Source organism: Natronococcus pandeyae, from assembly GCF_008122205.1.
In the GTDB taxonomy this organism is placed as follows: Archaea; Halobacteriota; Halobacteria; order Halobacteriales; family Natrialbaceae; genus Natronococcus; species Natronococcus pandeyae.
The window spans coordinates 58869-85334 of record NZ_PHNJ01000008.1; the positions used below are offsets into that span (position 1 = coordinate 58869).

25 protein-coding genes are annotated in these 26466 nt (G+C 63.3%); 10 read left to right on the plus strand and 15 right to left on the minus strand.

What is annotated here, in order from left to right; translation table 11 throughout:
• The 4 genes from CV102_RS15150 to CV102_RS15165 are packed head-to-tail and all read left to right on the plus strand — an operon-like array spanning position 1 to position 2790.
• Entirely contained in the window at positions 1-672 is a 672-nt protein-coding gene (locus CV102_RS15150; protein ID WP_148858854.1) for a DUF7288 family protein, read from the plus strand.
• The gene (locus CV102_RS15155) at positions 666-1574 is read left to right on the plus strand and encodes a hypothetical protein (RefSeq protein WP_148858855.1); all 909 of its coding nucleotides are present in this window, start codon (positions 666-668) and stop codon (positions 1572-1574) included. The genes CV102_RS15150 and CV102_RS15155 overlap by 7 nt, the downstream gene beginning before the upstream one ends.
• Positions 1571-2059: a DUF7266 family protein gene (locus CV102_RS15160; RefSeq protein WP_148858856.1), complete on the plus strand. Its 489-nt coding sequence runs from the start codon at positions 1571-1573 to the stop codon at positions 2057-2059. The genes CV102_RS15155 and CV102_RS15160 overlap by 4 nt, the downstream gene beginning before the upstream one ends.
• Positions 2059-2790 carry a DUF7289 family protein gene (locus CV102_RS15165; RefSeq protein ID WP_148858857.1) on the plus strand — a complete coding sequence of 244 codons (732 nt, stop codon included), beginning with the start codon at positions 2059-2061 and terminating at the stop codon, positions 2788-2790. Before CV102_RS15160 ends, CV102_RS15165 begins: the two co-directional genes overlap by 1 nt.
• A gap of 23 nt (positions 2791-2813) precedes the next feature.
• Here CV102_RS15165 and CV102_RS15170 read toward each other — a convergent pair whose 3' ends face one another.
• Complete coding sequence (locus CV102_RS15170; protein ID WP_148858858.1) at positions 2814-3977, minus strand: hypothetical protein; 1164 nt, start codon at positions 3975-3977, stop codon at positions 2814-2816.
• A gap of 129 nt (positions 3978-4106) precedes the next feature.
• On the opposite strand from CV102_RS15170, the gene CV102_RS15175 reads away from it, so the two are divergent.
• Positions 4107-6614, plus strand: coding sequence for a methyl-accepting chemotaxis protein (locus CV102_RS15175; RefSeq protein ID WP_148858859.1), 2508 nt, complete (start codon positions 4107-4109; stop codon positions 6612-6614).
• Positions 6615-6698: 84 nt separating this feature from the next.
• On the opposite strand, the gene CV102_RS15180 is transcribed toward CV102_RS15175, so the two are convergent.
• The 8 genes from CV102_RS15180 to CV102_RS15215 form a co-directional block, all read right to left on the minus strand.
• Complete coding sequence (locus CV102_RS15180; RefSeq protein WP_148858860.1) at positions 6699-7556, minus strand: CheR family methyltransferase; 858 nt, start codon at positions 7554-7556, stop codon at positions 6699-6701.
• The gene (locus CV102_RS15185; RefSeq protein ID WP_148858861.1) at positions 7553-8071 is read right to left on the minus strand and encodes a chemotaxis protein CheD; all 519 of its coding nucleotides are present in this window, start codon (positions 8069-8071) and stop codon (positions 7553-7555) included. Before CV102_RS15185 ends, CV102_RS15180 begins: the two co-directional genes overlap by 4 nt.
• A complete protein-coding gene (locus CV102_RS15190) occupies positions 8068-9303 on the minus strand; it encodes a chemotaxis protein CheC (protein WP_148858862.1) in 1236 nt (411 codons plus the stop codon). The genes CV102_RS15185 and CV102_RS15190 overlap by 4 nt, the downstream gene beginning before the upstream one ends.
• A complete protein-coding gene (locus CV102_RS15195) occupies positions 9300-9905 on the minus strand; it encodes a chemotaxis protein CheC (protein WP_148858863.1) in 606 nt (201 codons plus the stop codon). The genes CV102_RS15190 and CV102_RS15195 overlap by 4 nt, the downstream gene beginning before the upstream one ends.
• A 28-nt stretch (positions 9906-9933) precedes the next feature.
• Positions 9934-13770 (minus strand): chemotaxis protein CheA, encoded by a 3837-nt coding sequence (locus CV102_RS15200; protein ID WP_148858864.1) that lies wholly within the window; start codon positions 13768-13770, stop codon positions 9934-9936.
• Positions 13763-14989: a chemotaxis-specific protein-glutamate methyltransferase CheB gene (cheB, locus tag CV102_RS15205; protein WP_148858865.1), complete on the minus strand. Its 1227-nt coding sequence runs from the start codon at positions 14987-14989 to the stop codon at positions 13763-13765. The genes CV102_RS15200 and cheB overlap by 8 nt, the downstream gene beginning before the upstream one ends.
• Positions 14986-15348 carry a response regulator gene (locus CV102_RS15210; RefSeq protein WP_148858866.1) on the minus strand — a complete coding sequence of 121 codons (363 nt, stop codon included), beginning with the start codon at positions 15346-15348 and terminating at the stop codon, positions 14986-14988. The genes cheB and CV102_RS15210 overlap by 4 nt, the downstream gene beginning before the upstream one ends.
• Before the next feature lie 134 nt (positions 15349-15482).
• Entirely contained in the window at positions 15483-16217 is a 735-nt protein-coding gene (locus CV102_RS15215) for a chemotaxis protein CheW (protein ID WP_148858867.1), read from the minus strand.
• A gap of 152 nt (positions 16218-16369) precedes the next feature.
• On the opposite strand from CV102_RS15215, the gene CV102_RS15220 reads away from it, so the two are divergent.
• Complete coding sequence (locus CV102_RS15220) at positions 16370-16834, plus strand: chemotaxis protein CheW (RefSeq protein WP_148858868.1); 465 nt, start codon at positions 16370-16372, stop codon at positions 16832-16834.
• Positions 16835-16858: 24 nt separating this feature from the next.
• Here the strand turns inward: CV102_RS15220 and CV102_RS15225 are convergent, their stop codons facing one another.
• Genes CV102_RS15225 through CV102_RS15235 form a run of 3 tightly spaced genes read right to left on the minus strand, consistent with a single transcriptional unit; the run spans position 16859 to position 18829 of the window.
• A complete protein-coding gene (locus tag CV102_RS15225) occupies positions 16859-17629 on the minus strand; it encodes a DUF5803 family protein (protein WP_148858869.1) in 771 nt (256 codons plus the stop codon).
• Position 17630: 1 nt separating this feature from the next.
• Positions 17631-18305, minus strand: coding sequence for a DUF2110 family protein (locus tag CV102_RS15230; RefSeq protein WP_148858870.1), 675 nt, complete (start codon positions 18303-18305; stop codon positions 17631-17633).
• Complete coding sequence (locus tag CV102_RS15235) at positions 18305-18829, minus strand: transcription factor (RefSeq protein ID WP_148858871.1); 525 nt, start codon at positions 18827-18829, stop codon at positions 18305-18307. The genes CV102_RS15230 and CV102_RS15235 overlap by 1 nt, the downstream gene beginning before the upstream one ends.
• A gap of 120 nt (positions 18830-18949) precedes the next feature.
• Between CV102_RS15235 and CV102_RS15240 the strand changes: the two genes are divergently transcribed.
• Positions 18950-19177, plus strand: a complete 228-nt coding sequence (locus tag CV102_RS15240) for a hypothetical protein (protein ID WP_148858872.1) — start codon at positions 18950-18952, stop codon at positions 19175-19177.
• Here the strand turns inward: CV102_RS15240 and CV102_RS15245 are convergent.
• A complete protein-coding gene (locus CV102_RS15245) occupies positions 19165-20652 on the minus strand; it encodes a geranylgeranyl reductase family protein (protein ID WP_148858873.1) in 1488 nt (495 codons plus the stop codon). The genes CV102_RS15240 and CV102_RS15245 overlap by 13 nt on opposite strands.
• 173 nt (positions 20653-20825) lie before the next feature.
• Entirely contained in the window at positions 20826-22472 is a 1647-nt protein-coding gene (locus CV102_RS15250; protein ID WP_148858874.1) for a class I adenylate-forming enzyme family protein, read from the minus strand.
• 433 nt (positions 22473-22905) lie between these two features.
• Here CV102_RS15250 and CV102_RS15255 point away from each other — a divergent pair, with 433 nt between their 5' ends.
• Genes CV102_RS15255 through CV102_RS15265 form a run of 3 tightly spaced genes read left to right on the plus strand, consistent with a single transcriptional unit; the run spans position 22906 to position 25726 of the window.
• The gene (locus tag CV102_RS15255) at positions 22906-23856 is read left to right on the plus strand and encodes an extracellular solute-binding protein (RefSeq protein WP_148858875.1); all 951 of its coding nucleotides are present in this window, start codon (positions 22906-22908) and stop codon (positions 23854-23856) included.
• Positions 23853-24671 carry an ABC transporter permease gene (locus CV102_RS15260; protein ID WP_148858876.1) on the plus strand — a complete coding sequence of 273 codons (819 nt, stop codon included), beginning with the start codon at positions 23853-23855 and terminating at the stop codon, positions 24669-24671. The genes CV102_RS15255 and CV102_RS15260 overlap by 4 nt, the downstream gene beginning before the upstream one ends.
• Entirely contained in the window at positions 24668-25726 is a 1059-nt protein-coding gene (locus CV102_RS15265; protein WP_148858877.1) for an ABC transporter ATP-binding protein, read from the plus strand. The genes CV102_RS15260 and CV102_RS15265 overlap by 4 nt, the downstream gene beginning before the upstream one ends.
• A gap of 196 nt (positions 25727-25922) precedes the next feature.
• On the opposite strand, the gene CV102_RS15270 is transcribed toward CV102_RS15265, so the two are convergent.
• Positions 25923-26465: a tRNA (cytidine(56)-2'-O)-methyltransferase gene (locus tag CV102_RS15270; protein WP_148858878.1), complete on the minus strand. Its 543-nt coding sequence runs from the start codon at positions 26463-26465 to the stop codon at positions 25923-25925.
• Position 26466: the final 1 nt, after the last annotated feature.

The window sequence follows — 26466 nt, forward strand, 5'->3', positions numbered from 1 at the left end:
ATGCTCGGAAGTTCATCCACGGAGGGAACGGATCGCGGGCAAGCCTATACGCTCGAGGGGTTCATTGGTGCGATGGTCGTACTGATGGCGGTCCTCCTCGCGCTCCAGTCCGTCGTCATCATGCCGACGACCAGCGGGACGGCGGACCGGGCGGTACAGAACCAGCTTCAGCAGGAAACGAAGGACGCACTCGTCGTTGCCGCGCAGGACGGTGGTCTCTCGGAGACGATTCGGAGCTGGGACGAGGATGCGAACGACGGAGAGGGAGGGTTCCACAACGCGAGTCAGCCGGGTCCTGATGGAGAACGGACGTACGATGTCGGCTCCTTCGCGAACCAGTCGACGCTCGGCGAGATCCTCGAGTCGAGATTCGCCGAGAAGGGCCACAGTTATAACGTCGAACTCGTCGCCAACGATGGTGAGGAGTTCAACGCGACCAGAATGGTGTACCAGGGATCGGCACCACCGGACGCGTTCACCGCGAGTTACACCGTGACGCTGTTCGAAGACGACATTCTGACGGCACCAGAGAACAGGGATCAGCAGATCGAACTGAAGGATGAGGATGGGAACGTTCACGACGACGAAGAGTACGAGTATCCGATTGCGCCGGCTGAAGGCAGTGATGGACCCGTCTACACCGTCGTGGAGGTGCGCGTAACAGTATGGTAGGGACCGAGACGAACTCCCGCGACCGAGGACAGATCATCCTCATCGGCGCGATCACGCTGGCGTTCATCATCCTCGGGATCGTCGTCGTGTTCAACGGGATTCTTTACACGGAAGCGCTCTCTTCGGGCTCCTCGAGCCAGATCGCGACGGACGTCAGTACGGTCGAGTACGAACTGGCGGACGGCGTCGGTGGAATTGCTCACTACGAGAACGTTGAAGGAAACGGTAAAAGTCTGGACGATTACGAAGTCAATTTGACGAGATATATCGATGATCCTGGAGGATTCGACGATCAGTATCGGAACTCGACGGCGAACAGTCGGCCAGTAGCTACGAACGTTTCGTTCAACGAGACAGTCAAGGATGCGACGGTCGTCACCGAAGACGTCGAAGACGGAGAGATTGAGGACATAAATAGCTCTATTGGACACTTCGAGCTCAACCTCACACCGACCACGGACAAGGAACTAGCGATTAGCGCGATGCCTGAAGATGGAGACACTACGACCGTTACGATCACCAGCGACGAAGATACGTTCTCGGTCGACGGCAGCAACTGTGATATCAATGGCGACCAGGCCAGGTTCGATCTCGTCGCTGGAGACGTTGATCTGCGAGTGGAAGACAACTGTGACGCCGAGGAAGTCGAGTATCTCGAGGATAACCTCTCGATAATCGATCGCGACAAATCGTACGAAACAATCGAAATATCCGACGAAGAAGATCCCACCGAAGGCACATTCGAATTGGTCGTAAAGGGGGACGAGGAACTTGATCCACAGGGGCTCATCGAAGAGACCTACTACGGCGCCTGGTCAGTCACCGTCGACGTCGCCTACGACTCGCACGACGCCTCCTACGAGCGAACGCAGAGGATCTCCGTCTACGGAGGTGACGAATGACGGGACGCGAACGGTTCGCGGCCGACGACCGCGCGGTCTCCATTACCGTCACGCACGTCCTGACTATCGGGATCACGACGATCCTCATCGCGATGTTGCTGATCGCCGGGAGTTCGGTACTCGAGGCCCAGACCGACCGCTCGGTCGACTCGTCGCTCGAAACCGTCGGCGAGCGACTTGCCAACGAGATCGACAACGCCGATCGAATGGGGGACAACGGCGCGGATAATGTGAGAGTCACCGCAGAACATCCGCGGACGGTCTCGAACACGGGATACACCGTAGAGTTACGGGAGGAGTGCGACGGGCCGTTGCTCGACGGTGAGACTGATTGCGTTCGGCTGTCGGCTACCGACGTCGATGTCGTGGTCTACGTCCCGCTCGCCGAAGATGTCGAGATCGACGGCGAGAGTTCGGTCTCGGGTGGCACGATCGAGATCGTCTACGACGATAGCGACGGGATCAGACTCGAGGAGGCGGACTGATGCGACGAAACCGAACACCAGGACCGGACGACGAGGATCGTGCGGTCTCGGAGGTGCTCTCGTTCGTGCTCGTCTTCGCGATCATCATGACGTCGGTCGCGGTGCTGTCGATGACCGGTTTCCAGGCGATGGAGGACTATCAGGAGGGTGAACAGCTCCGAAACGGCGAGCGCGCGATGGAGGCCCTCGCGGACAACTTCAACGACGTGATGCGGTATGACGGTATCGACAAACGTCACGGCGAACTATCGCTTCGCGAGGGCACAGTGACGACGGGTGATGAGGGAACAGAGGTAACGATCGAGGTTAACGATGAGACAATCAAAGACGACGAGGACTGGTTCGATCGAGAAGACGAATCGTTCAATCTCGGTGAGTTCGCATACCACTACGACGACGAGACGATCGCCTACGAAGGTGGCGGTTTGATCCGGGAGAGTACAAACGGCGGCGTCGTTTACGAAGAGCCCTGGTTTGATTGTCGAAGTGATACGGCCATCATTTCGCTCGTGGAAGTCGATGCTGACGATCGCTCGATACAGAGCAGTGACGGAGTCGGATTTACGCTGAGCGTCGAGAACCGGACGACCGAGACGAAAACGCCCGGTGACGCCGACGTCACCGTTTCGGTAGAGAACCCGGAATACGACGCCTGGGAAAACGACGACTGGGAATGTGACGGTGTTGAACGCATTCATGTGACGATCGTCACTGTCGATATCGAATACTGACCGCGTTCTTGCGATCTGGGGTTTCAACTTTCCCAGTCACCGGTCAGCATCGCACGCAACCCCGCTCGAGACGCCAGTGCTTCTACCCTATCCGCCTGGTCATCGACGCTCCCGGCGGTCTCGAGGTAGTAGCCGTTCGAGAGCTGCTGTGGCGACTCCATCGACGAGCCGTCGGCGCGAACCGGTTCGTCGTTCAGGACCGTCTCGCCGTCCTCCTCCGATGGACTCCAGGGAACCGAGACCCCGGCGAGCCCGCGCTCGAGGCAGTACTCGGTTGCCTGGACGAGGGCCTGCGTAGCCGAAGAGTGACCGATCGCACCGATCGACCCGCGGTCGGTGAAGAAGCGAACGACGTACTCGCCGTCGTCGTCGCGATCAGATGCTGGCCGGTCGCCGTCGGCCAGTTCCGAATTCACGTCGGGAGTCGAGTCCGATTCGGTCTGTCGTGGCTCTACAGTGCTGGTTTCGGTTCGGTCGCCGTCGTCGAGGCCGAGTTCGTCGGTCGAGAGTGACGGCCCTGTGTACTCGAGTGAGATGCCCTCCCGGTCGACCGCCGCGTCACGGTCCTCGTCGGTAAACGAGACGACGAACTGGTCGAGCAATCGCTCGACGCCGGCTTCGAACTCGTCCGCGTAGCGTTCGGTCCCGGTCGCGGCCGTCAACTGGTCGACGATCCCATCGCGGATCGCCATCCGATCGACGGCAAGCTGGCGGCTGACGGCCTCGCGAGAGCCGTGCTCGAGTCGATCCCGGGCGGTTGCACGCGAGTAGTGTTGCAGCGACGATTCGTGGTCCGGGAGCGACGGGAGTCGACAGGCCAGTTGCTCGGCGTCGGTCGTCCCGGCCAGCAGGAGGTACTCGCGACCGTTCGTGTAGATCGCGCGGTCGACGCCCGTCCACGTCATCGCCTCGAGCAGCCCCGGGACGCGGGATTCGTCCAACGCGTCCGGACAGGGTTCGACGGCGACGAGTACGGCCGGGATCGAATCGACGGCCAGAACGTACTCGAGTCGCGCATCCTCGAGCGTTCGATCGGTCCTGCACCCTTCGTCGCGGAGCGACCATCCGAGCGCCTCGAGAAACGGCTCGACGAGCCAGGTTCGGGTCTCGCGGGCCGTCGTCGGTGGCGACGACCCGACCAGCGCGAGCGCGCGAGTGACGAACGAACGGGTGTCGAGATCGGTCATCGTTCGTGAGGAGTCGATCGCCGCGTATGTAAGGATTAGTAACGCATCGAGAACTGTTGTATTAGAACACAGACTCGTGCTGTGATAATATCTAGCAAAAACTATTATTCTGTGTGATAGGTTAGAGATATGTCCGGTCTGGGGAAACGGATGATACCGCGGGTTATCAGGCGAAGCTACGCACTCAAGTTCGTGCTCGTGTTGCTCCTGTTGGGGCTGTCGATCGGGGCGATCGGATACGCGGGGACGGAACTGGTTGCCGGAGAGGTACAGAGCCAGGTCCACGACGACCAGAAGCAACTGGCAGCACAGGAAGCGAACAATATCGACCAGTGGAACGAGCGGAATCAGTTTTTCGCGGGTGACGTCGCGACGGGTATCGCAGGAAGTAGTGAGGAGGGGGCGTATCTCGAGCAGCGAAAAGACGGGGAGGACGGGGTTCACGACATCCACCACGTCGATCTCTCCACGGGTGCGATCGCACACAGTACGAACGAGGACCTCGCCGGCGAACCGATTACGGACGCCGACGAAACGTGGGCCGCAGTCGACATGGAGGCCGTCGAGCGGGCGGACGCCGACATCTCCGAAGATCCGCTGATCGGGACGGTACAGGACGGCACGCCGGTGCTGTTCTACGTCGAGTCCGTCGACGAAGACGGGACGGAACTCACCGTGCTCGCCATCGACGTCTACGACTACGTCGACGAGATGATTACCAGCGACGGCACGGCGACGTACGCGGTCTACACTGGGGATCCCGGTCCCGTGATCGACGACGACCGCACCGAGAGCGACGAACCGATGGTGAAAGACGAACCCGTGATCAACATGGATACCTCGGGCGAAGCGTTCTACGACGTCTACGAGACCGATATCGACTTCGACGAGGTCGACCAGACGCCGTCGATTTACGATGCCGGGACGCCACGGGCAGCGCTCGAGCAGTCGGTCGACGAGGCGTATCACGACGAAGAGTTCCTCGCGACGACGGCCCAGATCACCGAGGACAGCAACTTCTACGTCGTCGTCCACACTCCCGAGAGCGAAGCCTACGGAATCGTTGACGACGTGAGCGCGTGGGGAATCTACGCGTCGATCGGCGGTATCGTACTCGTGATGGCCGTCGGAGGCGTAATGGGGCGGAACACCTCCCGGTCGATCGATCGACTGACCTCGAAGGCCGAGCGTATGGAAAGCGGCGAGCTCGATGTCGACTTCGAAACGGACCGGATCGACAGTATCGGCCGGCTCTACGACGGTTTCGGAAGCATGCGCGACTCACTCGAACAACAGATCCGGACGGCACACGAGGCTCGTGAGGACGCCGAACGGGCACGAAAAGAAACCGAGCAAATTAACGAGCACCTCGAGTCGACAGTCGAAGACTACCGCGAGGTCATGCGCGGCTGTGCCGACGGCGATCTCACCGCTCGCATGGATCCCGAAAGCGAGAACGAGGCGCTGACAGAACTTGCGACCGAGTTCAACGAGATGATCGCGGAGATCGAGGCAGCGACGAGCCAGGCGACGGCGTTCGCCAACGAGGTGGCGACGGCCTCGGAAGAGGTGACGGCCTCGAGCGAGGAGGTCCGGGCCGCATCCGAGCAGGTGACCGAATCGGTCCAGGAGATCGCCGACGGCGCCGACCGGCAGCACGAACGGTTCCAGGCGGTTACACACGAGATGGACGGCCTCTCGACGACGACCGAACAGATCGCCGCCTCCTCGAGTCAGGTCGCGACCTACGCCCAGCGGACGGTCGAGACGAGCCGGCGTGGCCAGCAGGCGGCCCAGGAAGCGATCGAGGGGATGAACGAGATCGAGGCCGAATCCGACCAGGCCGTCACGGAGATCGAACGGCTCGAGGCGGAGATGGGCCAGATCGACGAACTACTCGAGTTCATTTCCGAGGTGGCAGAGCAGACGAACATGCTCGCGTTGAACGCCAACATCGAGGCCTCGCGGTCGTCGAGCGCCGACGACGGGTTCGCCGTCGTCGCGGACGAGGTCAAAGAGCTCGCCAACGAGACGAAACTGGCGGCGGAACGCATCGAGGAACGACTCGATCGGATTCAGGACCAGACCGAACGGACGGCGGCGGAGGTCCAGCGGACGAGTTCGCGCGTCGCCGAACACACCGATTCGATCGAGGACGCCGCGGACGCGCTCGACGAGATCACCGACTACGCCGAAGAGACCAACGAGGGCGTCCAGGAGATCTCCGCGGCGACCGAAGAGCAGGCCGCCTCGACCCAGGAGGTCGTCGCGATGGTCGACGAGGCGGCTTCGATTTCGGCGACGACGACCGCCGAAACCGACACCGCAGCGGCCGCCGCGGAGGAACAGACGGCCGCGATCACCGACGTGTCCACGAGCGCAAACGACCTCGCAGGCCAGGCGACGCAGCTCTCCGTGATGCTGGATCGCTTCCAGACGGCGCCCGACGCCGAGAGCGACTCACCCGCCAACGAGTCGCCCCTCTCGAGCGAGCCCCACGAGGAGACGGCCGGGAGCAACGACTACACGCCTGAGGGCGATGATTACACGCTCGACGGCGGTGATCACACGCCCGACGAGACGGAGACGGGGGCGGACACGGACGCTGGCGACGTCTTCACCTTCACGGACGAGTAACGCAGCCGATCTCGACCGGTTCTCGCGATAGCGAGACCGCGTTCTCGTCGAGACGTACTGATCTCTCGAACCGGTGGGGCGGCGTTACGACTGCGAACTCGAGTTTGCGGTTCGACCGCTCGCTCGGCCGTCCCCGCTCGTCGCCCGCTGGTAAATTCTGAGTCGGGCGTTCTGGACGGAAAACGTGGATTTGAGCGCGGGCGGGATCGTTTCTGCCTTGCCGATGACGAGATACGCGTCGGAGTGGAGCGAGCGCGAAATCGTCTGGAGCATCGGCCGCTTGTAGTCGTTGTCGATGTAGATAAACAGGTTCCGACAGACGACGAGGTCGAAGCCGGCCTTGGGATCGTCGTTGATCAGGTCGTGGCGCTCGAACCGAACGTTGCGTCGCACGTCGTCGTCGACCCGATATCGGCGTCCGTCGACGTCGACGTACTGTGCGTACTCGTCGAGAAACGAGAGCTGGTCGTCCAGATCGACGGTTCTGGACTCCTCGTAAACGCCGGATCTGGCCGTCTCGAGTGCCGGCTCGCTGATGTCCGTTCCCAGCACGTGGATGCGCGATTCGTCGATTTCGGGATCGTCGTGGGCGAGCATCGACACGGAGTACGGCTCGCGACCGTCCGCACACGCGGCACTCCAGACGCGGATCGTCCCCGATCGGTCCGAAAGCCTCCGAAGCACCGCACGGATTCCCGACCAGACGTCGGGGTTTCGAAAGAAGCCCGTGACGTTGATGCTCATCGCGTCGAGCAACGCGACCTGCTCCTCGGAGTCGCGGCGAAGGAGGTCGAAGTACTCACGGTACGTCTCCGTGCGGGTCCGGCGCATCCGGGAGGAAATCCGCCGGTCGAGGTAGCTGTCGTTGTAGTGACTCGTCGCGAACCCGAGTTCGCGCTCGACGAACTCGAGGATGTCGACGAACGCCTCGTCAGTGCTCACAGTTCGGTCACTTCGTTCTCCTCGCTACTCGCCGTCTTGACGAGCAGCGTTCCCGATTCCGGTGTGAACTCGACGGTGCGGCCGTAGTCGCCGCCGACGTCCTCCGCGACGATCGGAACGCCGAGTTTCTCGAGTTCGGCTCGTGCAGCGGCGACGTTTCGTTCGCCGACGCCGTCGCCGAAGCTCTCGAACTCGAACATGTCGCTGCCCCCGGCGAGCTTCGCCTCGACGGTCGTGTAGCTGGCGCCCCGTTCGACCATCCGTCGAAGCAAGGCCCTGATCGCGGTGTCGGCGTACTTGCCCGGTTTGACGTCGCTGTTGTCCGCGCTGTCGCCGTCGGGAAGCATCGTGTGGGCGAGCCCGCCGATCTCGGACTCGAGATCGTAGAGGGCGATCGCGAGACACGAGCCCAGCCCGTACGATCGGAGGGTGTCGTTCCCGTCGCTGACGGCCAGTTCGGAGATGCCAACCTGGACCGATTGCGGTGCGCCGGGTTCGCTTCCGTACGTCTTCATACGTTGTCGAGCTCCTGGAACTCGGCCGTCGTCGGTGCGTCCTCGATCCGATCGACGTCGAGGTCGTTCAGTGCGCGCTCTAAGTCGTCCTCGTCGGGGATCGCGTACACCTCGCAGTCGAACTCCTTCCCGTCGGCCATCACGACGGTGTCGAAGACGAACGCGAAGTCCTGGCTCTCGCCGAGTTGGATGATGACGGGATCGACGGCAGCGGCCCCGATGTCGTGGATAAACTCGGGCGGCGAGTGATCGATCGTCGTATCCAGGACGTTCGCCCAGCCGTCTAAGAAGCCACTCGCCATGATGTTCCCGAGTTCCGTGATCGCGCTCGTGCGCATCTCGCCGAAGCCGTCCTCGTCGACCGCCGTCGGCAACATCGCGTCGGCGATCTCGTAGGCCGACTCCTCGTCGAACAGGAACAGCAGGTAGCCACTCGGCAGCCCGTCGAACTCGAAGGCGACGCCGACGAGCATCTCCTCTGCGATCTGTTCGGGGATCGCCTCGAGCGAGACGAAGTTCAGCCGCCGGATCTCGACGCTGGTATCGATTCCGGTCAGCGTCGTCGCCGTCTCGGCGACCTCTTCGGCGCCGCGTTCGGCCATCCGGTCGAAGCCGTCGAGTTTGTCATAGTCGATACCCTCGCTCGTCCGGAGCCGCTCCAAGAGCCGCGCCATCGACTCCCGCTTCGGGAAGAGGTAGTGGCTAAAGCCGATCTCGGTGCCGACGGTCTCGATCTGGCTCTGGAAGAGCAAGGCGAGGTCGTCTTCAGCGGGCGTCTCGTCGATGTCGCCGAAGAACGGCTCGGCGGATGCCCCCTCGACGAACTCGGGGGTCGAGACGTCGATGACGGCCTCTAAGACGTCGGCCCAGCCGTCGATGAAACCGCTGTTCATGATGTGGCCGACTTCGGTCGTCGCGCTCCGGGCCATCCCGTCGAACTCGTCGGAGTCGGCCTCGTCGAGCAGGGTGTCGACGATCCGGAGGGCGTTCTCGCGGTCGAAGACGACGACCGAGTAGCCCTCGATGGCCCCGGTGAGTTTGACGCGGACGCCGACGTTCTGCGTCGAATCGGCGAACTCCCGGCGGATCTCCCGGCCGCGCATGAAGTTGAGTTTCGTCACGCCGACCCGGGTCTCGACGCCCGTCATGTGGGTCAGTCGACCGGCGGCCAGCCCGGCACCTTCCCGAGCCATCCGATAGAACGTTCCGAGTACGCTGACGTCGAGTTTCATGCTGAGGTGAGTTCGATGTCGTTGACCATCTCGACGAACTCCTCGAGTTCGGGGAAGGCGTAGATCTCGGCCTCGATCTGGTAGCTCGGCACCGTCAGATCGGAGTCGAAGAACAGCGCGAGATCGTCGCCGCCGAGTCCGGCCGTCCGAACGGCGATGTCGCTGGCGGACGCGTAGACGAGTTGCGGCGCGGCGGTGTCGATCCCTCGACCGAGCACGTCGGCCCAGCCGTCGATGAAGCCACTCGCCATCATGTTCCCCATCTCCTCGACGGCGCTTCTGGCCATCTTCCCCGAGACGCCGGACATGTCGTCGACGACGTCCTGAAGCATGATCGCCGTGATCTTCTTCGCGCTCGCCTCTGGAAACAGAACGAGGATGTGTCCGTGTGGGGGGTCGAGCAGTCGAACGCGAACGCCGACGCGTTTGCCGGGTTCGAGTTGGGACTCGAGGTCGTCGACGTCGATGAAGTTCGTCTTCGTCACCTCCATCTTCGCGTCCTCGCCGGTCAGTTTACTCATGTTGTCGGCGACGCCGTTCGTCCCGACTTTTGCCAGTTCGTTTATGAAACTCAGTTTCCGAATGTCTACCTTCATCGTCATAGATTGCTCGGTGGGGGTGTGTGTTCGTTCATAGCGTCGTTACGTCCAGAATGGTGACCACTTCGCCGCGCCCGCGGACCGTCGCACCGCTGACCCCGGGAACGCCGTTCATGAAGCCCTCGAAGGGCGTGACGACGACCTCTTGCTGGCCGTGAACGTGATCACAGCCGAGCGCGACCGACCGAACCTCGTCGCGGATCCGGACGATCATCCCGTCTTCGTCCGCGTTCGGTTCCGGTGTCTCGAGTGCCTCGTCGAGGGAGACGAACGGACAGTCGTCGTCGGCCGTCTCGACGGTTTCGGCGGCCTGGATGTCGTCGACGGCCTTGAGCGGGATGCCGAACTCCTCCCCACCACTCTCGAGGAAGAGCACGTCGTCGATGGCGATCGAAACCGGCAGCGTCATCGTGACGGTCGTCCCCTCGCCGGGGTCGCTGTCGACCGTGACGGTGCCGTCGAGATCCTCGATCGTCCGCTCGACGACGTCCATCCCGACACCGCGTCCGCTGACGTCGGTTACCTCGTCGGCCGTCGAGAGGCCGGGATGGAAGACGAGGTCGTAGGCCGCGTCGTCCGAGAGGTCGCTCGCCTCGGATTCGGTGAGGATATCCGCCTCGACGGCCTCGGACCGGAGCCGGTCGGGATCGAGGCCGCTCCCGTCGTCCGCGACCGTAATGGTCACGCGATCACGGGCCCGCTCGGCGGTAACCGTCACGGATCCTTCCCGTGGCTTGTCCGCGGCCTCTCGCTGTTCGGGCGGCTCGACACCGTGGTCGACGGCGTTTCGAACCAGGTGGATCAGCGGATCGCCGATCCGATCGAGGATACTCCGGTCGAGCTCGACGTCCTCACCGGTCATCTCGAAAGCGACCTCCTTGTCCTGCTCGCGGGCGATGTCGCGAACGACCCGCGGGAGGCGGTTCGTGACCGTGTTCAGCGGAACGAGTCGAACGTTCGTCACCGTCTCCTGGAGTTCCGTCGTCAGGTCCTCCAGGTCGTCGAGTTCCGCTGCGATCGCTCGCAGTTCCTCCCCCTCGTCGATCGCGTGCCGAAGCCGAACGCGGCTCGTGACGAGCCCCTCGACCAGGGTGAGCAGAGTGTCGATCTGCTCGACGTCGACGCGAACCGACTGGGTGTCGTCCGCTCCCTCGCCGGGTTTGCGCGTCAGATCCGATCGATCCGGGACGGTAACGTCCGGAATCTCGAGATCGGGTTCGTCGACGATCGGTCCCTCCGTCCCGTCGTCGGTTGCGTCCGTATCGAGGCCGTCCGCGGACGCGTCCGGCTCCGGGGCGAACGCGGTGTCGTCCGTCTGGACGTCGTCCGCGAACGCGTCGTCGAAGCCCGTTTCGGACCCTGCGTCGTCGGCGAACGGATCGCCGAACGTTTCCTCGAAGTTGTCGGCCGAGTCGCCCTCGAACTCGAGCGAATCCGGCGCCTCGTTCTCGGAGCCGTCGTCGAGCGCCGAGAACTCCGTCTCGAACGCCGCTGGGTCGCTCTCCTCGAGCGATTCGGAGCCGAACGTCGTTTCGAAGGCGTCGTCCTCGGCTCCAATGTCGAAGGGGTCGGATTCGTCCGGTTCGTCCTCGCCGAACCCGGAGGGCTCGAGCGTGTCGGTCCCGTCGTCGTTCTCACTGAACCCGTTCGTGTCGTCGCTCTCGTCGAATCCGCTCGTGTCGTCGCTCGCACCGGAACGACTCTCGTCGTCGATCGGATCGAAACCGTCCGCACCGGGGACCGTCTCGGCATCGTCGGTCCTCTCGCCGTCTTCTTCGCCGGCGACGCTCGTCGGCTGGTCGGCAATCGAGTCGTCCGCGTTGTCGACCGCGTCGTCCGCCTCGACCGTATCCTCGGCGTTCGCGACTACCGCGTCGCCAGTCTCTGAGTCGGCCGGCGATACCGCGGTGCTCGACTCGCTCTCCTCGGTCGCGAAGGGGTCGGACTCGGAGTCGTCTGGCACGGCCGCCGTGGCCGACTCCGTCTCGAGATCGCCCGCCGACGTTCGATCTGCTGTGTCCGGGTCGATCCCGCTCACATCGGCTTCGTCAGCGTCCGCTTCGTCACCGTCGGATTCGTCCGGTCGTTCGTCGGCTGTCGACGCCGGTTCGATCGCGTCCTCGGCGTCCTCGGCGTCCTCCGCTGCGTCGACCACCTCAGTCGCCTCGACCTCGGTTCGAGCGCTCCGTTCCTCGAGTGCGGTATCGTCCTCGCCCTCGAGTTCCGTGTCGGAGTCGCCGTCGGCCTCCACTTCGTCGTCCTCATCGGCGACGGCATCCGTCACCGACTCTGTCGGGACCGCTGCGTCGGCTTTCGACGGCTCGACATCGGTGTTGGCGGCCGTTTCGTCGTCGGCCGTGGCGTCCGAATCCGCGTCGGCGGATACCGTTTCGGCTTCGGCGTCCGCCGCTTCGGTAGGGGCCCCCTCGTCGACAGCGGGGTCCTCGTCCGGTGCTGGTCTCTCTGTCTCGCTCGCGTCCGGAGACGGCACCTCGTCCGGTTCCGGCGATTCGTCTTCGTCGAGTTCGTCGCCGGACCGGGCGACCTGCTGGTCGTCGCGCTGTTCGGGGGCTGGCGCATCGTCCTCGAGACCCGGCTCGTCGGCGTCAGGCGTCGACTCGTCTTCCGCAGAGCCCGCCTCGTCGTCCTCGAGATCACCGTCGAGGAAGGGATCGTCTTCGACCTCCTCGCCGTCCTCGCCGAGGAGTTCCGACATGCTGACCTCCTCGTCGTCGTCGAACTCGTCGAACTCGAGTTCGGCGAGTTCGTCCTGGAGTTCGTCGAAGCCGACCATCTCGACTTCGTCTTTCAGTTCGTCGAAGACCGCACCGGCGTCGTCGACGGATTCGTCCGTGTCCGAAGTATCGCCGTCGTCTGCTTCTGTAGGATCGTCCGCCGCTGCCGTCGACCCGGTCTCGGAGTCGGCCGTCGGCTCGCTCTTCGGCTCGAGGTCGTCGACCTCGTCCCCGAGCAGATCGTCGAACGAGCCGGCGTCGCCCATGTCGTCGAACGGGTCGAGGTCGTCGTCTTCGAACTCCTCGACTCGCTCATCCAGGTTGTCGAACTCGTCGAACTCGTCGAGCAGGTCGTCGACCTCGAGCTCCTGGGCATCGTCCGTGGAGAGGTCGTCTTCGACCTCCTCCGCGGCGGTGAGGCGATCGGTTACCGCGACGATCTCGAACTCGTCGACCTCCTCGACCGGTTCGAGTCCCGACGCGATCGCGGTCTCGCCGACAGGGGTGCCGAAGACGGCATCGAAAGAATCGCCGTACTCGTCGGCTTCGATCGCGCTGCGCGGGGGCTCGGTGCCGATGAGATCGAAGGCGTCGATCAATGCCTCGACGACCAGTTCGCCGTAGTTGATCTCCTCGTGGGGGGTGATCACGAGTCGAGCGAGGTAGGCGTCGTGGTCGGGATCGGCCGGCGGCTCGAACCGTGCGAGCACGTCGTCGAGTTCGGCCGGCGACGGCGATTCGAGCGTCGCCGCGTTCGCCTCCGCCTCGAGTTGCGCCCGCAGCGACTCGATCGTCGCCGAGGGATCGGTCTCGATCTCGCCGCCGTCGGCGACCTCGTCGATCATCGTCTCGAGTTCGTCGACGGCGTCGAAGATGCCGTCCATCGTCTCAGCCGACACCTCGAGATCGCCGGAGCGGACGGCGTCGAGCAGGTCTTCGATCGCGTGTGCGAGGTCACTTGCGGGTTCGAGACCCATCGCACCGCAGTTCCCCTTGAGGGTGTGTGCGATCCGGAAGATCCGTTCCATCGCCTCGTCGTCGTCCGGCGACCGCTCGAGTGCCAGCAGCGCGTTGTTCAACTCCGTGATTTGCTCTTCGCTCTCCTGAACGAAGTCTGTCACATAATCAGTCATCGGTCTCACCTTCTACACTGAAGACGTCGACGAGGGCGTCGGCGATCCCGTCGGCGGGCACGACGTCGTCGACGTGACCCGTTCGAATTGCCTGACCGGGGATACCGAAAACAGGACTCGTCGCCTCGTCCTGTGCCACGGTGTGGCCGCCGGCGGCACTGATGGCCTCGATACCGGCCGCGCCGTCGCGACCCATTCCGGTCAGCACGACGCCACAGAGCGGATCGTCGACCCGCTCGGCCGCGCTCTCCATCGTCACGTCGATCGCCGGCCGGACGCCGTGGCGCGGCTCCCCGTCGTCGAGGCAGAGACGAAGCCGTCCGCCGACGGTGGCCGCGACCTCGAGGTGGTGGTCGCCGGGTGCGATCACTGCCTCACCGGGTCGAAGACGGTCGCCGTCTCCGGCCTCCCGGACGTCGTACTCGCTTCGCGAGTCGAGACGGGCCGCGAACCGGTCGGTGAATCCCGCCGGCATGTGCTGGACGACGACCAGTTTCGCGCCGAGTTCGATCGGTAACCGCTCGAACGTTCGTTCGATGATCTTTGGACCACCGGTCGACGCCCCGAGAACGATCGTCGGGTTCGGCACGAACTCCCGCGTCGCCGCGTCGTTCGTCGCCAGCTCGGCATCGGAATCGGCCTCGGCCTCGTTTCCGGGGACACCGAATCGCGTTCCGGAACGTCGTTCCGGCTCTGGCTGCGACTCGGTGATCGTCTCCGTCGAACCCGTCGCCGAAACCGTCGTCGCCGCAGTCACCTGTCGACTCGATCGTTCGGACCGGGTCGCGTGAGCGGTCGCCGAGACGCGTGCGAGCGCGAGCGACGAGACGTTTGCGTCCGCGAGTTCGTCGACTCGCTCGACCACCTCGTCGGCGAGGTGGGCGACGTTTCTGGAGTCTGAGCCGTCGGGTTTGTGGACGAATCCGGCGGCACCGCGCTCGAGTGCGTCCAGCGTCGCCTCGGCGCCGCGTTCCGTGTAGGCACTGAGCATGAGAACGACGGTTGGATTCGTCGTCATAATCCGTTCGACCGCCTCGATGCCGTCGACGCCGGGCATCTGAACGTCCATCGTCACGACGTCCGGATCGTACTCCGCGACGGCGTCGACGGCGTCCGCGCCGTTCGTCGCCGTCTGGACCTCGTAGCCGGCCTCCGTGAGCGCGTTGTCGATGACCGTGCGTATAAACTGGGAGTCGTCGACAACGAGTACACGCGTCATGCCGCGATGACGTCCGAAAGCGCTTTTCTGACGCTTGGTTCCTCGAACGGTTTCGTCACGTATCCGTCCGCCCCCGCCTTTACGGCGAGTTTCATCTTTTCACGCTGACCGACGCTCGTACACATGATGACGCGGGCGTCCGGGTCGATCTTTTTGATCGCCGCGGTCGCCTTGATGCCGTTACACTTCGGCATCACGATGTCCATCATGACGATGTCGGGTTCGTACTCCTTGTACAGTTTGACGGCTTCGGCACCGTTGGACGCCTCCGCGAGGATGTGGTAGTCCCCTTCGAGTATCTGCTGGAGGAGATTGCGCATAAAATGAGAGTCGTCCACGATGAGCACCCCTGTCGACATTCAGTAGTACACCATCCCCCTGGTTGCGATACGACTACCATAAATGCTGTCTCTCGGTTATCAGTTGTGATAAACGTCGGGGAACAGTGAGAACTCCAGAGCTGAGTCCCAGAGACGGAATATACAGAACCTGCTTATCTGATGTGACCGGACGCTAACAGCAGTTTTTCGACGTCGAGTAGCGGTGTCGCCTCGATGACAGTCACGTCGTTCTCGGCGGGGAACTCGTCGCCGTCCGATTCACCGTCGGTACTGTCCCGTCCCTCGGGCGCCCCAGATACCGACTCGCCTTCCGTCTCGACGCTGGCGTCGACAGTGGTGTCGACCAGCTCCGTTGCAGGACTGTCACGTCGGGTGCCGAACTCCGGTTCGCGTTCGCGCTCGAGAATCGCATCGACCAGCGGGTGCTCGAGCGCGTCGCCGGAGACGGGTCGATCCTCGACCGCATCCGCGTCGAGAACGTTCGATTTTGGAACGGGGTCGACGCCGCGGACGTCGTCGGCGCGGACCGCCGCCGCCTGCTCGTCCGACGGCCGATCGAAGACCAGTAGTCGTTCCCGCCCACGACCATCTTCGGTAGTGGGGAACTGCACCCGGGGATCGATTACCGCAGTGATCTCCCCCCGGAGATCGGTCAGTCCCTCGATCGCTTCCGGCGCCCGCGGAACCCGCGTCATCTCGTCCGGTACCGCCGTGATCGTCTTCACCTCGTCGACGGGGCACGCGAGTCGGTGTTCGCCGACGTGAAAGAACAGGAAGCGGTCGAGTTCGACGGTTTCGTCCGTTGTGTCGTCCGGTTTCCCGGTCCGCCGATCGTCCGCGTCGTCGATGTCGATTCCGAGGAGCTTTTCAGGGAGTTCCGGGGCCATGTTCCTGGTTTCAACTCACAGTCCAGCGGTAAAACGTTGACTCTCGTGTCTTTCACTAAACTATACATTTTGTCCCGAACTGATCGACGTACTCTCTGAAATAATTCGCTTCGGAATCTTTATTTTTCTCCGTTGACGCGTGTTCGTAGTACATGACTGCGGCGCAGAACCGTGACGACGGGGCCGACGACGAAACGACGACGCTTCTCACCTTCACGCTCGCGGAGAACCAGTACGCCGTTGCCGTCGACGCCGTCGCTTCCGTCCTCGGGGTGACGAACGACCGCTCTCTCGAGGAGTCGTCTGATCCGTGGAACGCCGGCACAGTGACCGCCGCCGGAGAGCGTGTTCGCGTCGTCGACCTCGCGCGAATCCTCACCTCGGCGCTTCGGACTACCGCTCGAGTCGACGAGCCACAGCTACTCGTCTTCGCCGAGACCGACGAGGACGGAACACGTCGCGGCTGGCTCGTCGACGACGTCGACGCCGCGAGAACCGTCCGGACGAGCGCGCTCGAACGGCCGCGGACCGCGACGACGACCCGGTTCGTCGAGGGTCGTCTCGAGCTTGCAGGCGAGGAGGTCGTCTGGCTCGACGAGCGCGCGATCAACGGGTAAGCGGCGGGAGAAGAGCTGCGTGAGTTAGTTGAATCCCGGTGGGCCGTCGTCCGAATCGTCCTCGATATCGACGTCGAGTCCCAGTTCCTCGCGTTGCTCCCGGAGCTGTTTGACCTTCCGGTAGTAGTAGGCGATCCCAACTCCGCCGAGCGCGACGACGGTGCCGACGAGGCCGGCGAAGATCGGGATGTCTCTGGCGACGTAGTACCGCAGCGAGATCGTGCTGTCGACGTTGTCCCACACCAGCCGTTCCTGGTCGTCGACGATCTCTCGCTCGTAGCCACCCGGGTTGACGTCGCCGAACAGGAAGTTCGAGGTCCGATAGCCCTCGGGCGTCGTCAGTTCGTAGGAGCCATGGACGTACGCCGGGAGCTGGAACGTCCTGCTTCCGGCGTCGCCCGAGAACGCGAGCGTGCCGTTTCCGTCCGGAACGCGGACCTCGGTGCTCGAGCGGCCCTGATCGACGTCGAGATCGGAGCCCGTCACTTCGGTTCCGTTGGGGTACCAGTACCGGACGCTGTGGATGTCGAGCGCCTGTTCACGGTAGAAGTTCGAGCGGTACAGCGACAGCTCCTCGGTTTCGTTGAGATCGTAGACCGCGCGGAACTCGCTACCGCTGAGTAGGCCGCCATCCTCGATGTCGACGGCGACGTCGGCGTCGCTCTCCTGAAGGTCTTCGTACTCCTGCTCGCGGTCGAGTTCCTCGTCGGAGATGCCGCCGAAGATCATCGAGCAGCCGGCTAACGACGCGAGCAGCGCGACCGCGATCGCCGCGAGAACGAGCCGTCGGTTCATGTTACGGAACGACACACCGCAGTTCTGCGGGGAGATACTCGCCGACGCTCGCCAGCAGCCCCGGTGGATCGGTTCCTTCGGTGCAGATCACGCTCTGCTCGAGCAGGCCGAGTCGCTCGACGGTGACGTAGTCCTGGGCGTGGCCGGCCCGGTTGAGCGTCGCTCGCACCTCGGCGCGCGTCGCGCTGTTGACGTTGAGTCGGCCGTCGCCGCGAGTCCAGTCGTAGAGTCGATCCTGCTCCTCGTCGGCGAGCCGAGAGGGGTCGTCCTCGCTCTCGTAGACGAACTGCAGCGGCAGGTGCTGGACGAGCCCGTACCGCTCGCGGATCTGCGTGGGCGAACCGGGACCGAGTCCGAGTTCGTCCACGGGAATCCGCACGGGCTGTCCGGCGTCGAGGACGAACCCGTCCTCGTCCCAAGAGTCGAGCGTCCCGACGTAGCTCTCGCCGGCCTCGAGTTCGGGAACGATTTCACCGAACTCCTCGCGGAGGACGTTCCCCGCGACGATGGCGTCTTCGCCCTCGAGGGTGACTTCGGGAAAGTCGTCGTCGCGCACGTCGAGGTCGAACTCGACGTCGAGTTCGCCGATCTCGTTGCCGACGAGCGAGCGCAGCGAGTCGAGCGAGCGCTGGCGAGCGTCTCCCTCGACGTAGAGTTTGGTTGCGAGGACTACCATCAGGCGTCCGCGTCGATGTTGAGTTCGTCCTCGAGCGCGTCGAGGCGGTCGTCCATCGAGTTGACGAGTCGGTCGTTGTCCATCGATTCGACGGGCGAGCCACACTCCGGACATTCGAAGCCGAAGTCCATCGCCTCGCCGAACTCGAAGCGGATCGAGCAGATCTCACAGAGGTAGAACTCGTGGTTGCGCTCGTACTCCCGCCGGTCCTCGAGCGCGTCGTGGAGTCGGTACATCTCCTCCTCTAAGTTCTCCGGGATGTTGTCGTACTCGAAGGTCCAGAGATACGTCAACCAGCCCGAGTCCTCGTCGCGCAGCCGCCGGTAGCCGGCGAGATCGTTCTCGTAAAGAATGAACAGCGCGCGCCGCACGTCGTTCAGCTCGAGATCCAGTTCCTCCGCGAGCTCCTCGTCGGTCACTTCCCCGTCCGGCGGTGCCGCCGCGACAGGCATCCCCGTGGGACCGACTAGCTCGTGCAAATACTTCTGGATGACCGGATCCTCGAGCAGGTCCTCAAAAGCCATTGCCTACACGTAGCGCAATGCAGCCATTAAGTCTTTTGAGCGCGACGCGTCCGTTCCCCGATGTGATATCGTTCCATCGAACACAAAGATACGTGGACTGACACGGCATCAATCGAAGCGATGGAGCCGTTCCGAGCCGCGTTTCGCGACGAACTCGACGTCGGGACCGTCGTCGGTGTGACTGCTGTCCTTCTCGCGTTCTACGCCGTCGCGAATCTCTCCACGCTCGCGGTGGTCGGGGCGCCGGCGGTCCTCGTCGGCGTCGGTGCGCTCGACGCCTGTTGTCCGTCACGGGGGTATTCGGACGCCGTTACCGGCGACGAAAAAAGGACGTTTCAGTACTTGTAGTCGCTGGGGGGCAGGCCGAGGTCGTCGTAGAACGCTCGATCGATGCGGTTGCGCTCGGAGCGCCATCGTTCGAACGACGAACGGTCTGCCGGATAGGCTTCGTACTGTCGTTCGTACTCCGAGACGTAGTTGCGCGTCTTCCTGACCCCGAGAATGGCCTCGTACAGTTCTCCCCTGCTGACGTCGAGAGTTTCGAAGGTGCCCTTGCGATACTCCGTAACGAGGTTCCTGAGGACGCCGGTACCCACGAGCGCCTTGCTTTTCAGACCGTCGACCTTCGTCGAGGTGCCGACGATCTCCTGGAGTTCCGTCTCGGGAAGTAAGGCGGTGACGGCCCGAAGGACGTTCACATCGATGGAGCTCGCAGCGACGTTGTACGCGTCCCACGAGGCGAGTTTCGCGGCTTCGCCGTGCTCGCGGTACAGCCAGCGGTTGTGCTCCCAGAGTCCGTCCTCGGAGACGTCTCCGTCCTCGATAGCCTGTACCGCGGCGCGACCGGCGGAGTAGCCGGAGTAGGCCGCTCCGCGGATACCCTTGCCGGTGATCGGGTGGGTCGTCCCTGCCGCGCCGCCCGCAGCGAGGTAACCGGGGGCGACCATCGAGTCCAGCGGCCGACGGAGGGCGATCGACGAACCGAGTTTGTCTTTTCTGTCGAACTTCTCGGCGACCGTCGCACCCCGGAACTCGGGTCGGTTCTCGACGTCGCGGCGCAACCGGTCGGTGAGCGGGATCGGTTCCTTGTTCATCTGGAAGCCCAGGCCGACGTTGATGACGGTCGGCGTGCGCGGGAAGTACCAGATGTAGCCCATCTCCTCTAAGGGTTTCCCGACGATGGCGTTGTGGTACTCCACCGGTTCCTCGGTCTCGATGATCTCGCGGTAGGCCGACCCGAAGTGGGTGTAGTGTGGGACTTCGAACGTCGGCTCGGTGGGCGTGTCGAGGCCCTCGAAATCGATCATGTCCTGCAGGATCGACTGTGCGCCTGCGGCGTCGATCAGCACGTCACACTCGTAGGTAACCGGCTCACCGTCGCGGATCGCTTTGACGCCGGTGACGCGATCGTTCTGTGTCACCTCGTGGACCACCGTATCGTAGTGTTGTTCTACTCCCCGGTCGGCGGCCTGTTCGAGCAGGCGCTGGCCGAACTCGTAGCGGTCGACGACGTTGCTGCCCTCCTCGTAGGGCAACACCTTCCGCACGTCGAGTTGCTCGTCCCACCACTCGATCTGTTCGATGTTGTTGTCGACGAGGACGGCCTCGTCGTCGGCGATCGCGTCCATGTCGATCGGGCCCGGATAGTTTCGGGGATTTCGAGGACTCTTTATCGCGTCGCCGCAGGCGATGAACCCCCCCTCTTCTCGAGGTTTGCGCTCGAGTTGAACCACGTCTATCCCCTCGGCCGCCGCTGTCGCCGCCGCGAAACAGCCCGCGATCCCGCCCCCGACAACGATTACGTCGTATTGGCTGCGCACCATTGCGTCTGGTCCAGTTTAGGAAATGGGTGACCTAACTCTTGCTCTTGCGGTAGTGCGGCGGACGCTCGACCGAACGTCTCGTCTTTCGAACGTGTCGAAGGGGACGGGGGACGTCTACGCCGCGCTGCGGAGCGAGATGGACGCCGAGATCGGAACGAGCCATCGCGGTACGACTACCGGGACGATTCGGATTCCTCGTCGAGCAGCTTGTACTTCTGGATCTTCCCGCTGGTCGTCCGCGGGAGGTCGTCGACGAACGTGATCTCGCGCGGATGTTTGTACTCGGCGAGGTTCTCGAGACAGAACTCTGTGAGTTCCTCGGCGGTGACGTCCGTCCCGCGCTCGGCGTCCGACTCGGTACCGCCGTCGGACTCGCTTCGCTCGCCCGACGAACTCCCGCTCGCTTCGCTCGCGGGAACGACGAACGCCTTCGGGATTTCGTTGCGCCGCTCGTCCGGGACCCCGATGACGGCGGCGTCCGCGACGGCGTCGTGTTCGAGCAACAGATTCTCGAGTTCGCTGGGGTAGATGTTGTAGCCGCCGCTGACGATGACGTGTTTCTTCCGGTCGACGATCTCGTAGTAGTTGCGCTCGTCCCGGCGAGCGATGTCGCCGGTTCGGAAATAGCCGTGTTCAGTGAACGCCGCGTCGGTCGCCTCGGGCAGGCCGTGATAGCCCGCCATGACCTGTGGCCCCCGGACGAGGAGTTCTCCTTCCTCACCGGGCAGAACCTCCTGGCCCTGTTCGTCGACGAGTTTACAGTCGACGGTTCGCAGCGGCTGGCCGACCGTGCCGTGGCGCAGTCCGTACGTCGCGCCCGTCTGAGTGTGGGTCGCCCCGGTGGTCTCCGTGAGGCCGTACCCCTCCTCGATGTCGACGCCTGCGGTTTCCTCGAAGCGCTCCTGGACCGCAGCCGAAAGCTTCGCGCCGCCCTCTGCGGCCATCTCGAGGCTCGAGAGGTCGTACTCCGAAAAGTCGTCGACCTCGACCATGTCGGCGTACATCGTCGTGACGCCGATGAAGTGGGTGATCTCCTCGCGTTCGACGAGCGCGAGACACTCCTCGGGATTCCATTCGAGAGCGCTGCGGAAGAAGAGCCCGCCGCCGCGAACCAGCGGCTGGAGGGCCGTGTGGGTGAAACCGGTGATGTGATACAGCGGCAGCCAGGTCAGGCTTCGGACCTCGGTCGGCTCGAGTCCGTCGTCGGGTGCAGCGAGGATCCAGGAGAGTTGCGCCCGAAGGTTCCGGTGGGTGAGCTTCACGCCCTTCGGCTCGCCGGTCGTTCCGGAGGTGTACGGAAGCAAGGCGACGTCGTCGGCCGCTCTCTCGACCAGCGTCGGCTCGCCCTGGACGTCTTCGAACGCGCGGTCGTCCGAATTGCGCTCCACGTGTTCACTCGAGACGGTGAGTACCGCAGGATCGTTGCCGGTCTCTTCTATCGCCTCGTCGACGATCCACCGGAGCGCCGGGTGCGTGACGATCAGCGACGCGTCCGTATCCTCGAGCTGGTGGGAAACCTCTCGGCGCTTGTACTGTGGATTCACCGGAGAGAAGACGACACCAGCCCTGAGCGCGCCGAGGGCCGCCACGAGGAACTGCGGGCAGTTCGGCAGGAAGACCAGCATCCGATCGCCGGGCTCGAGGCCGAGGTCGTGAAGTCCACCCGCGAACGCCGCCGTCTGCTCCCGTAACTCGGCGTGAGTCGTCCGTTCGTCGTGGTGTTCCATCGCCAGTGCGTTCCCGTGGTGGGCTGCGGTTTCCTCGAACAGTCGCGCGACGTTTCCTTCGCGTGCCGCCGGATCGGTGTCAGCCAGTTCCATGAGTAGTGATACCTAGAGCCACGTATATAATTTCCCGTCGGTAACAGTATTACGTTTAGTCAAGTTTGTTGGACTCAAACCGCCATAGATGAAACGGGTTCGGGTGTTTGGGGAGAATTATAATTTGATCGTCTTTCTAATCGGGGAATTAGTGCCCAGACTATCTGAATCTCTACGGAGTTTATCGCGAGCGGAGCGCAACTGGGGAACGTAGTATCAGATGTTGATGGAAAATCTGTCGAAGTTCAGTATCTGCTCAGTTCAGCAGGGACGTACGGGTCGTACACCCCGGTAAACGAGAGTCGATTACGCTCGCTCTGGAATAGCTGAGTAACCCGTTACGTCGACAGTCGACGAAACCACCATCGGTTAAATTCCAACTCGATGGGAACTGCAAGTGGTTATATGTTTGCTCGAGAGTGAACAGCAACCAATGAACGCTATCGGCGACTGCGTCGAGAAACGTGTGAGCCGCCGCACGTTGCTCGCAACGTCTGCCACTCTCGTCGGTGTCGGCGCTGCTGGCTGTCTCGGAAGCAACACCGAGTCGGTGAGTGTACTCGCCGCCGGAAGCCTCGCTCACACCTTCGAAGACCACGTCGGCCCGGCGTTCGAGAACGAGACGGGAATCGAGGTTCACGGTGAGTACTACGGCGCGAACGCGGTGATGCGGATGGTCGAAGACCGAACCAAACACCCCGACGTCGTCGTGAGCGCCGATGCGACGCTTCTCCGCGATCGATTGTACGGCGAGTTCACCGACTGGGACGTCGAATTTGCGGCGAACAGCGTCGGAATCGGATACAACGACGAGACGACGTTCGGCCGGCGCCTCGAGGACGGCGAGCCGTGGTACGAACTGGCTCGCGAGACGGACGAGGGTGATCTCGCGATCGGCGATCCGAATCTCGATCCACTCGGCTATCGCGCCGTCCAGGCGTTCGAACTCGCCGAAAAGGAGTACGATCTCGACGGGTTTCGCGACGAGATGATGGACGTGGTCTACGAAGAGCCCGACGAGCCCCAGATCGTGGCCGGTGTCGAAAGCGGCTCACGCGCGGGTGCGGTCGTCTACCGGAATATGGCAGTCGACCACGAGAGCCCGTTCCTCGAGTTCCCCGACGCGTACAACTTCGCCGACCCCGACCGAGCCGACCACTACGCGACGGTCGAGTTTACGACGGACGAGGAAGGATACACGGCCGAAGGACGGCCAGTGCTGTACAACGCGACGGTGAACGACGAAGCGGACGAACCGGAGGCGGGCCACCAGCTCGTTCAGTTCCTCGTCGAGAATCCCGACCTGCTCGACGACGCAGGGTTGACCGTCGGAGACGGGATTCCACGCGCAAAAGGCGCCGTTCCGGAGGAGATCGACGTATGAGTCTCACCGAAGTATTCCACGGACGCCGGACGAGCCGAACGCCGGAGTTGCTCGTCCCGGCAGTACTCGGCGGCCTCATTCTCCTGTACTTTGCCCTCCCGTTCGTCGCGTTTCTCTCGCGAACCGGAACCGCGAACGTCGTCGCCGGACTCTCGACCCCGGAGTCACAGACGGCGATTCGCAATTCGCTGCTTACCGCGCCGATCTCGACGGCGATTTCGACGGTCCTCGGCGTCCCGCTGGCGTACATCCTCGCCCGCAGGTCGTTTCCCGGGAAGCGCCTCGTCGAGGCAGTGGTAATCCTCCCGCTCATCGTTCCACCCGTCGTCGGTGGCGCAATGATCATCACTGCCGTCGGGCGGTTTACGCCGATCGGAGCTGCTGCAACGGCCGCGGGGATTCCGCTCACCGATAGCCTCGTCGGGGTGATCCTCGCGCAGACGTTCGTCGCTGCACCGTTCGTCATCATCACCGCTCGAGCGGGGTTCGGCGCCGTCGACGAACGCCTAGAACAGGCATCGCGGTCGCTCGGGTACGGGCCGCTCTCGACGTTCTGGAACGTTTCACTGCCGTTAGCTCGCGGAGCGATTCTCGCGGGAGTCATCTTGACGTTCGCACGCGCGATCGGCGAGTTCGGTGCGACGATGATGGTCGCATACAACCCGCGAACGATGCCGACTCGAATCTGGGTTGACTTCATCACTGGCGGAATTGATGCGATCGTACCGCTGGCGCTCGCCTTGCTCGGTATTACGCTCGCCGTCCTCGCCGCTGTACAACGGTTCGGGCGGGTTCCGACGGTGATCGAGCGATGAGACTCGAACTCGACTCTCTCACCCACCGATACGGGAACGAACCGGCCGTCGATGACGTCTCGTTCGGTCTCGAGTCGGGCGAATTAGTCGCACTCCTCGGCCCGAGCGGCTGCGGAAAGACGACGCTCGTACAGGCGATCGCTGGCCACATCCACCCGACGGCGGGACGGGTGCTTCTCCGTGGCGCAGACGTCACCGACGTCCCGGCCGAATCTCGGCAGGTGAGCGTCGTCTTCCAGCAGTCGACGCTGTTCCCCCACATGACCGTCAGCGAGAACGTTGCGTACGGGCTCGCAGCACGGGATACCGGATCTGAACGACGGGACGAGGTCGTAAGCGAGTATCTCGAACTGGTCGATCTGCGAGACCAGCGAGGTGCGTATCCCTCGGAGTTGAGCGGCGGACAACGACGCAGGGTCGAACTCGCTCGAGCGTTAGCGCCGCAGCCGGATCTCCTCGTGCTCGACGAACCGTTATCGGCCCTCGATCGGACGCTTCGCGAACAGTTACGGGACGAGATCGCCCGTATCCAGCGAGAAACTGGTGTGACGACGCTCTTCGTCACGCACGATCAAGAAGAGGCGATGACGCTCGCCGATCGCCTCGTCGTGATGAACGACGGTACCGTTTCCGGTATCGGTGAGCCGCGTACGCTGTACGAATCGCCACCGACGCCGTTTATCGCGTCGTTTCTCGGCCGATCGAACACGTTCTCGGCTACCGTTATCGATCAGCAACCGCTGACAATTGCGGTTGGAGAAACGGAGATCACGCTGAACGGGTCGCAGAAAGACGTGTCGACGGGGAGTACCGTCACCTGCCACGTTCGGCCAAGAGATATTTCGTTTCGGGATTCTGCCAACGATGGGGCGAATCTCTCGCTGGCGGCTGAAATAACGCGCGTCGTCGATATCGGAACGCACTACGACGTAACCGTCCGGATCGACACTGGCGACGAACTCGTCGTGGAGTGTGCAGGGAATCCACCAGCGGTCGGCGAATCGCTCTCGCTCGCGCTATCGGAGCGGCAGATGACGGTATTCGGCCCCGGGTAGACGAACGGCTCCAGGAGATTCCGAACGAATCGCAATCTGCACCGTTAGCGCATAATTCTGCCACTATCCACCGGTAGAACTCGAGCGTCCCTGCCAGAATCGCCCCGATCGACTCCCGTTCGACGGCTCGAGAGAATCCGTCCGAGCGCTGCGAGCGGTCGACTGCGGTCTGCGTTTCGTTCGGCGAAGCCGTCGCTCACTCCTCGTCGGCCGGTTCGACGCGCTTGCCGGTCTCCATCGGGATCACCTCCCGGTCGGCGTCTTCCCACTCCCGCTCGAGTTCGCGGCCCTCGAACAGCCGGTCGAGGAAGACGGCCAGACCGGCCACCTCGGAGTGGGGCTGGTTAGTGACGCCGACGTTCCAGTCCGCGGCCTCGTAGACGTCGAACGGGACTTTCTCGGAGCCGACGACGATCAGCAGCGGTTCGCTCTCGTGGGCCTCGCGGATTTCGGCCTCGACGTCCTGGACCCGCTCGCCGTACATCGTGAGGTGGACGATCCGACCCTCCCAGTCGCGAATGAGCGCCTTCGGCGACGCCGTCAGGTCGACGTCGAACGGACCGCCGAACCGATTCGTGATGTCTTCGACCGTCTCGAGCGACTGGCTGGCGTTGTCGGGAAACCAGACGCGGTCGGCGCCGAGCGCTCGAGCGGTCAGCCCGACGTGGGTCGTCATCCGCTCGTCTCGGCCCGGCCGGTGGCCGAGTCGAAGGACGGCGACCTCGGCTGTATCGTTCATG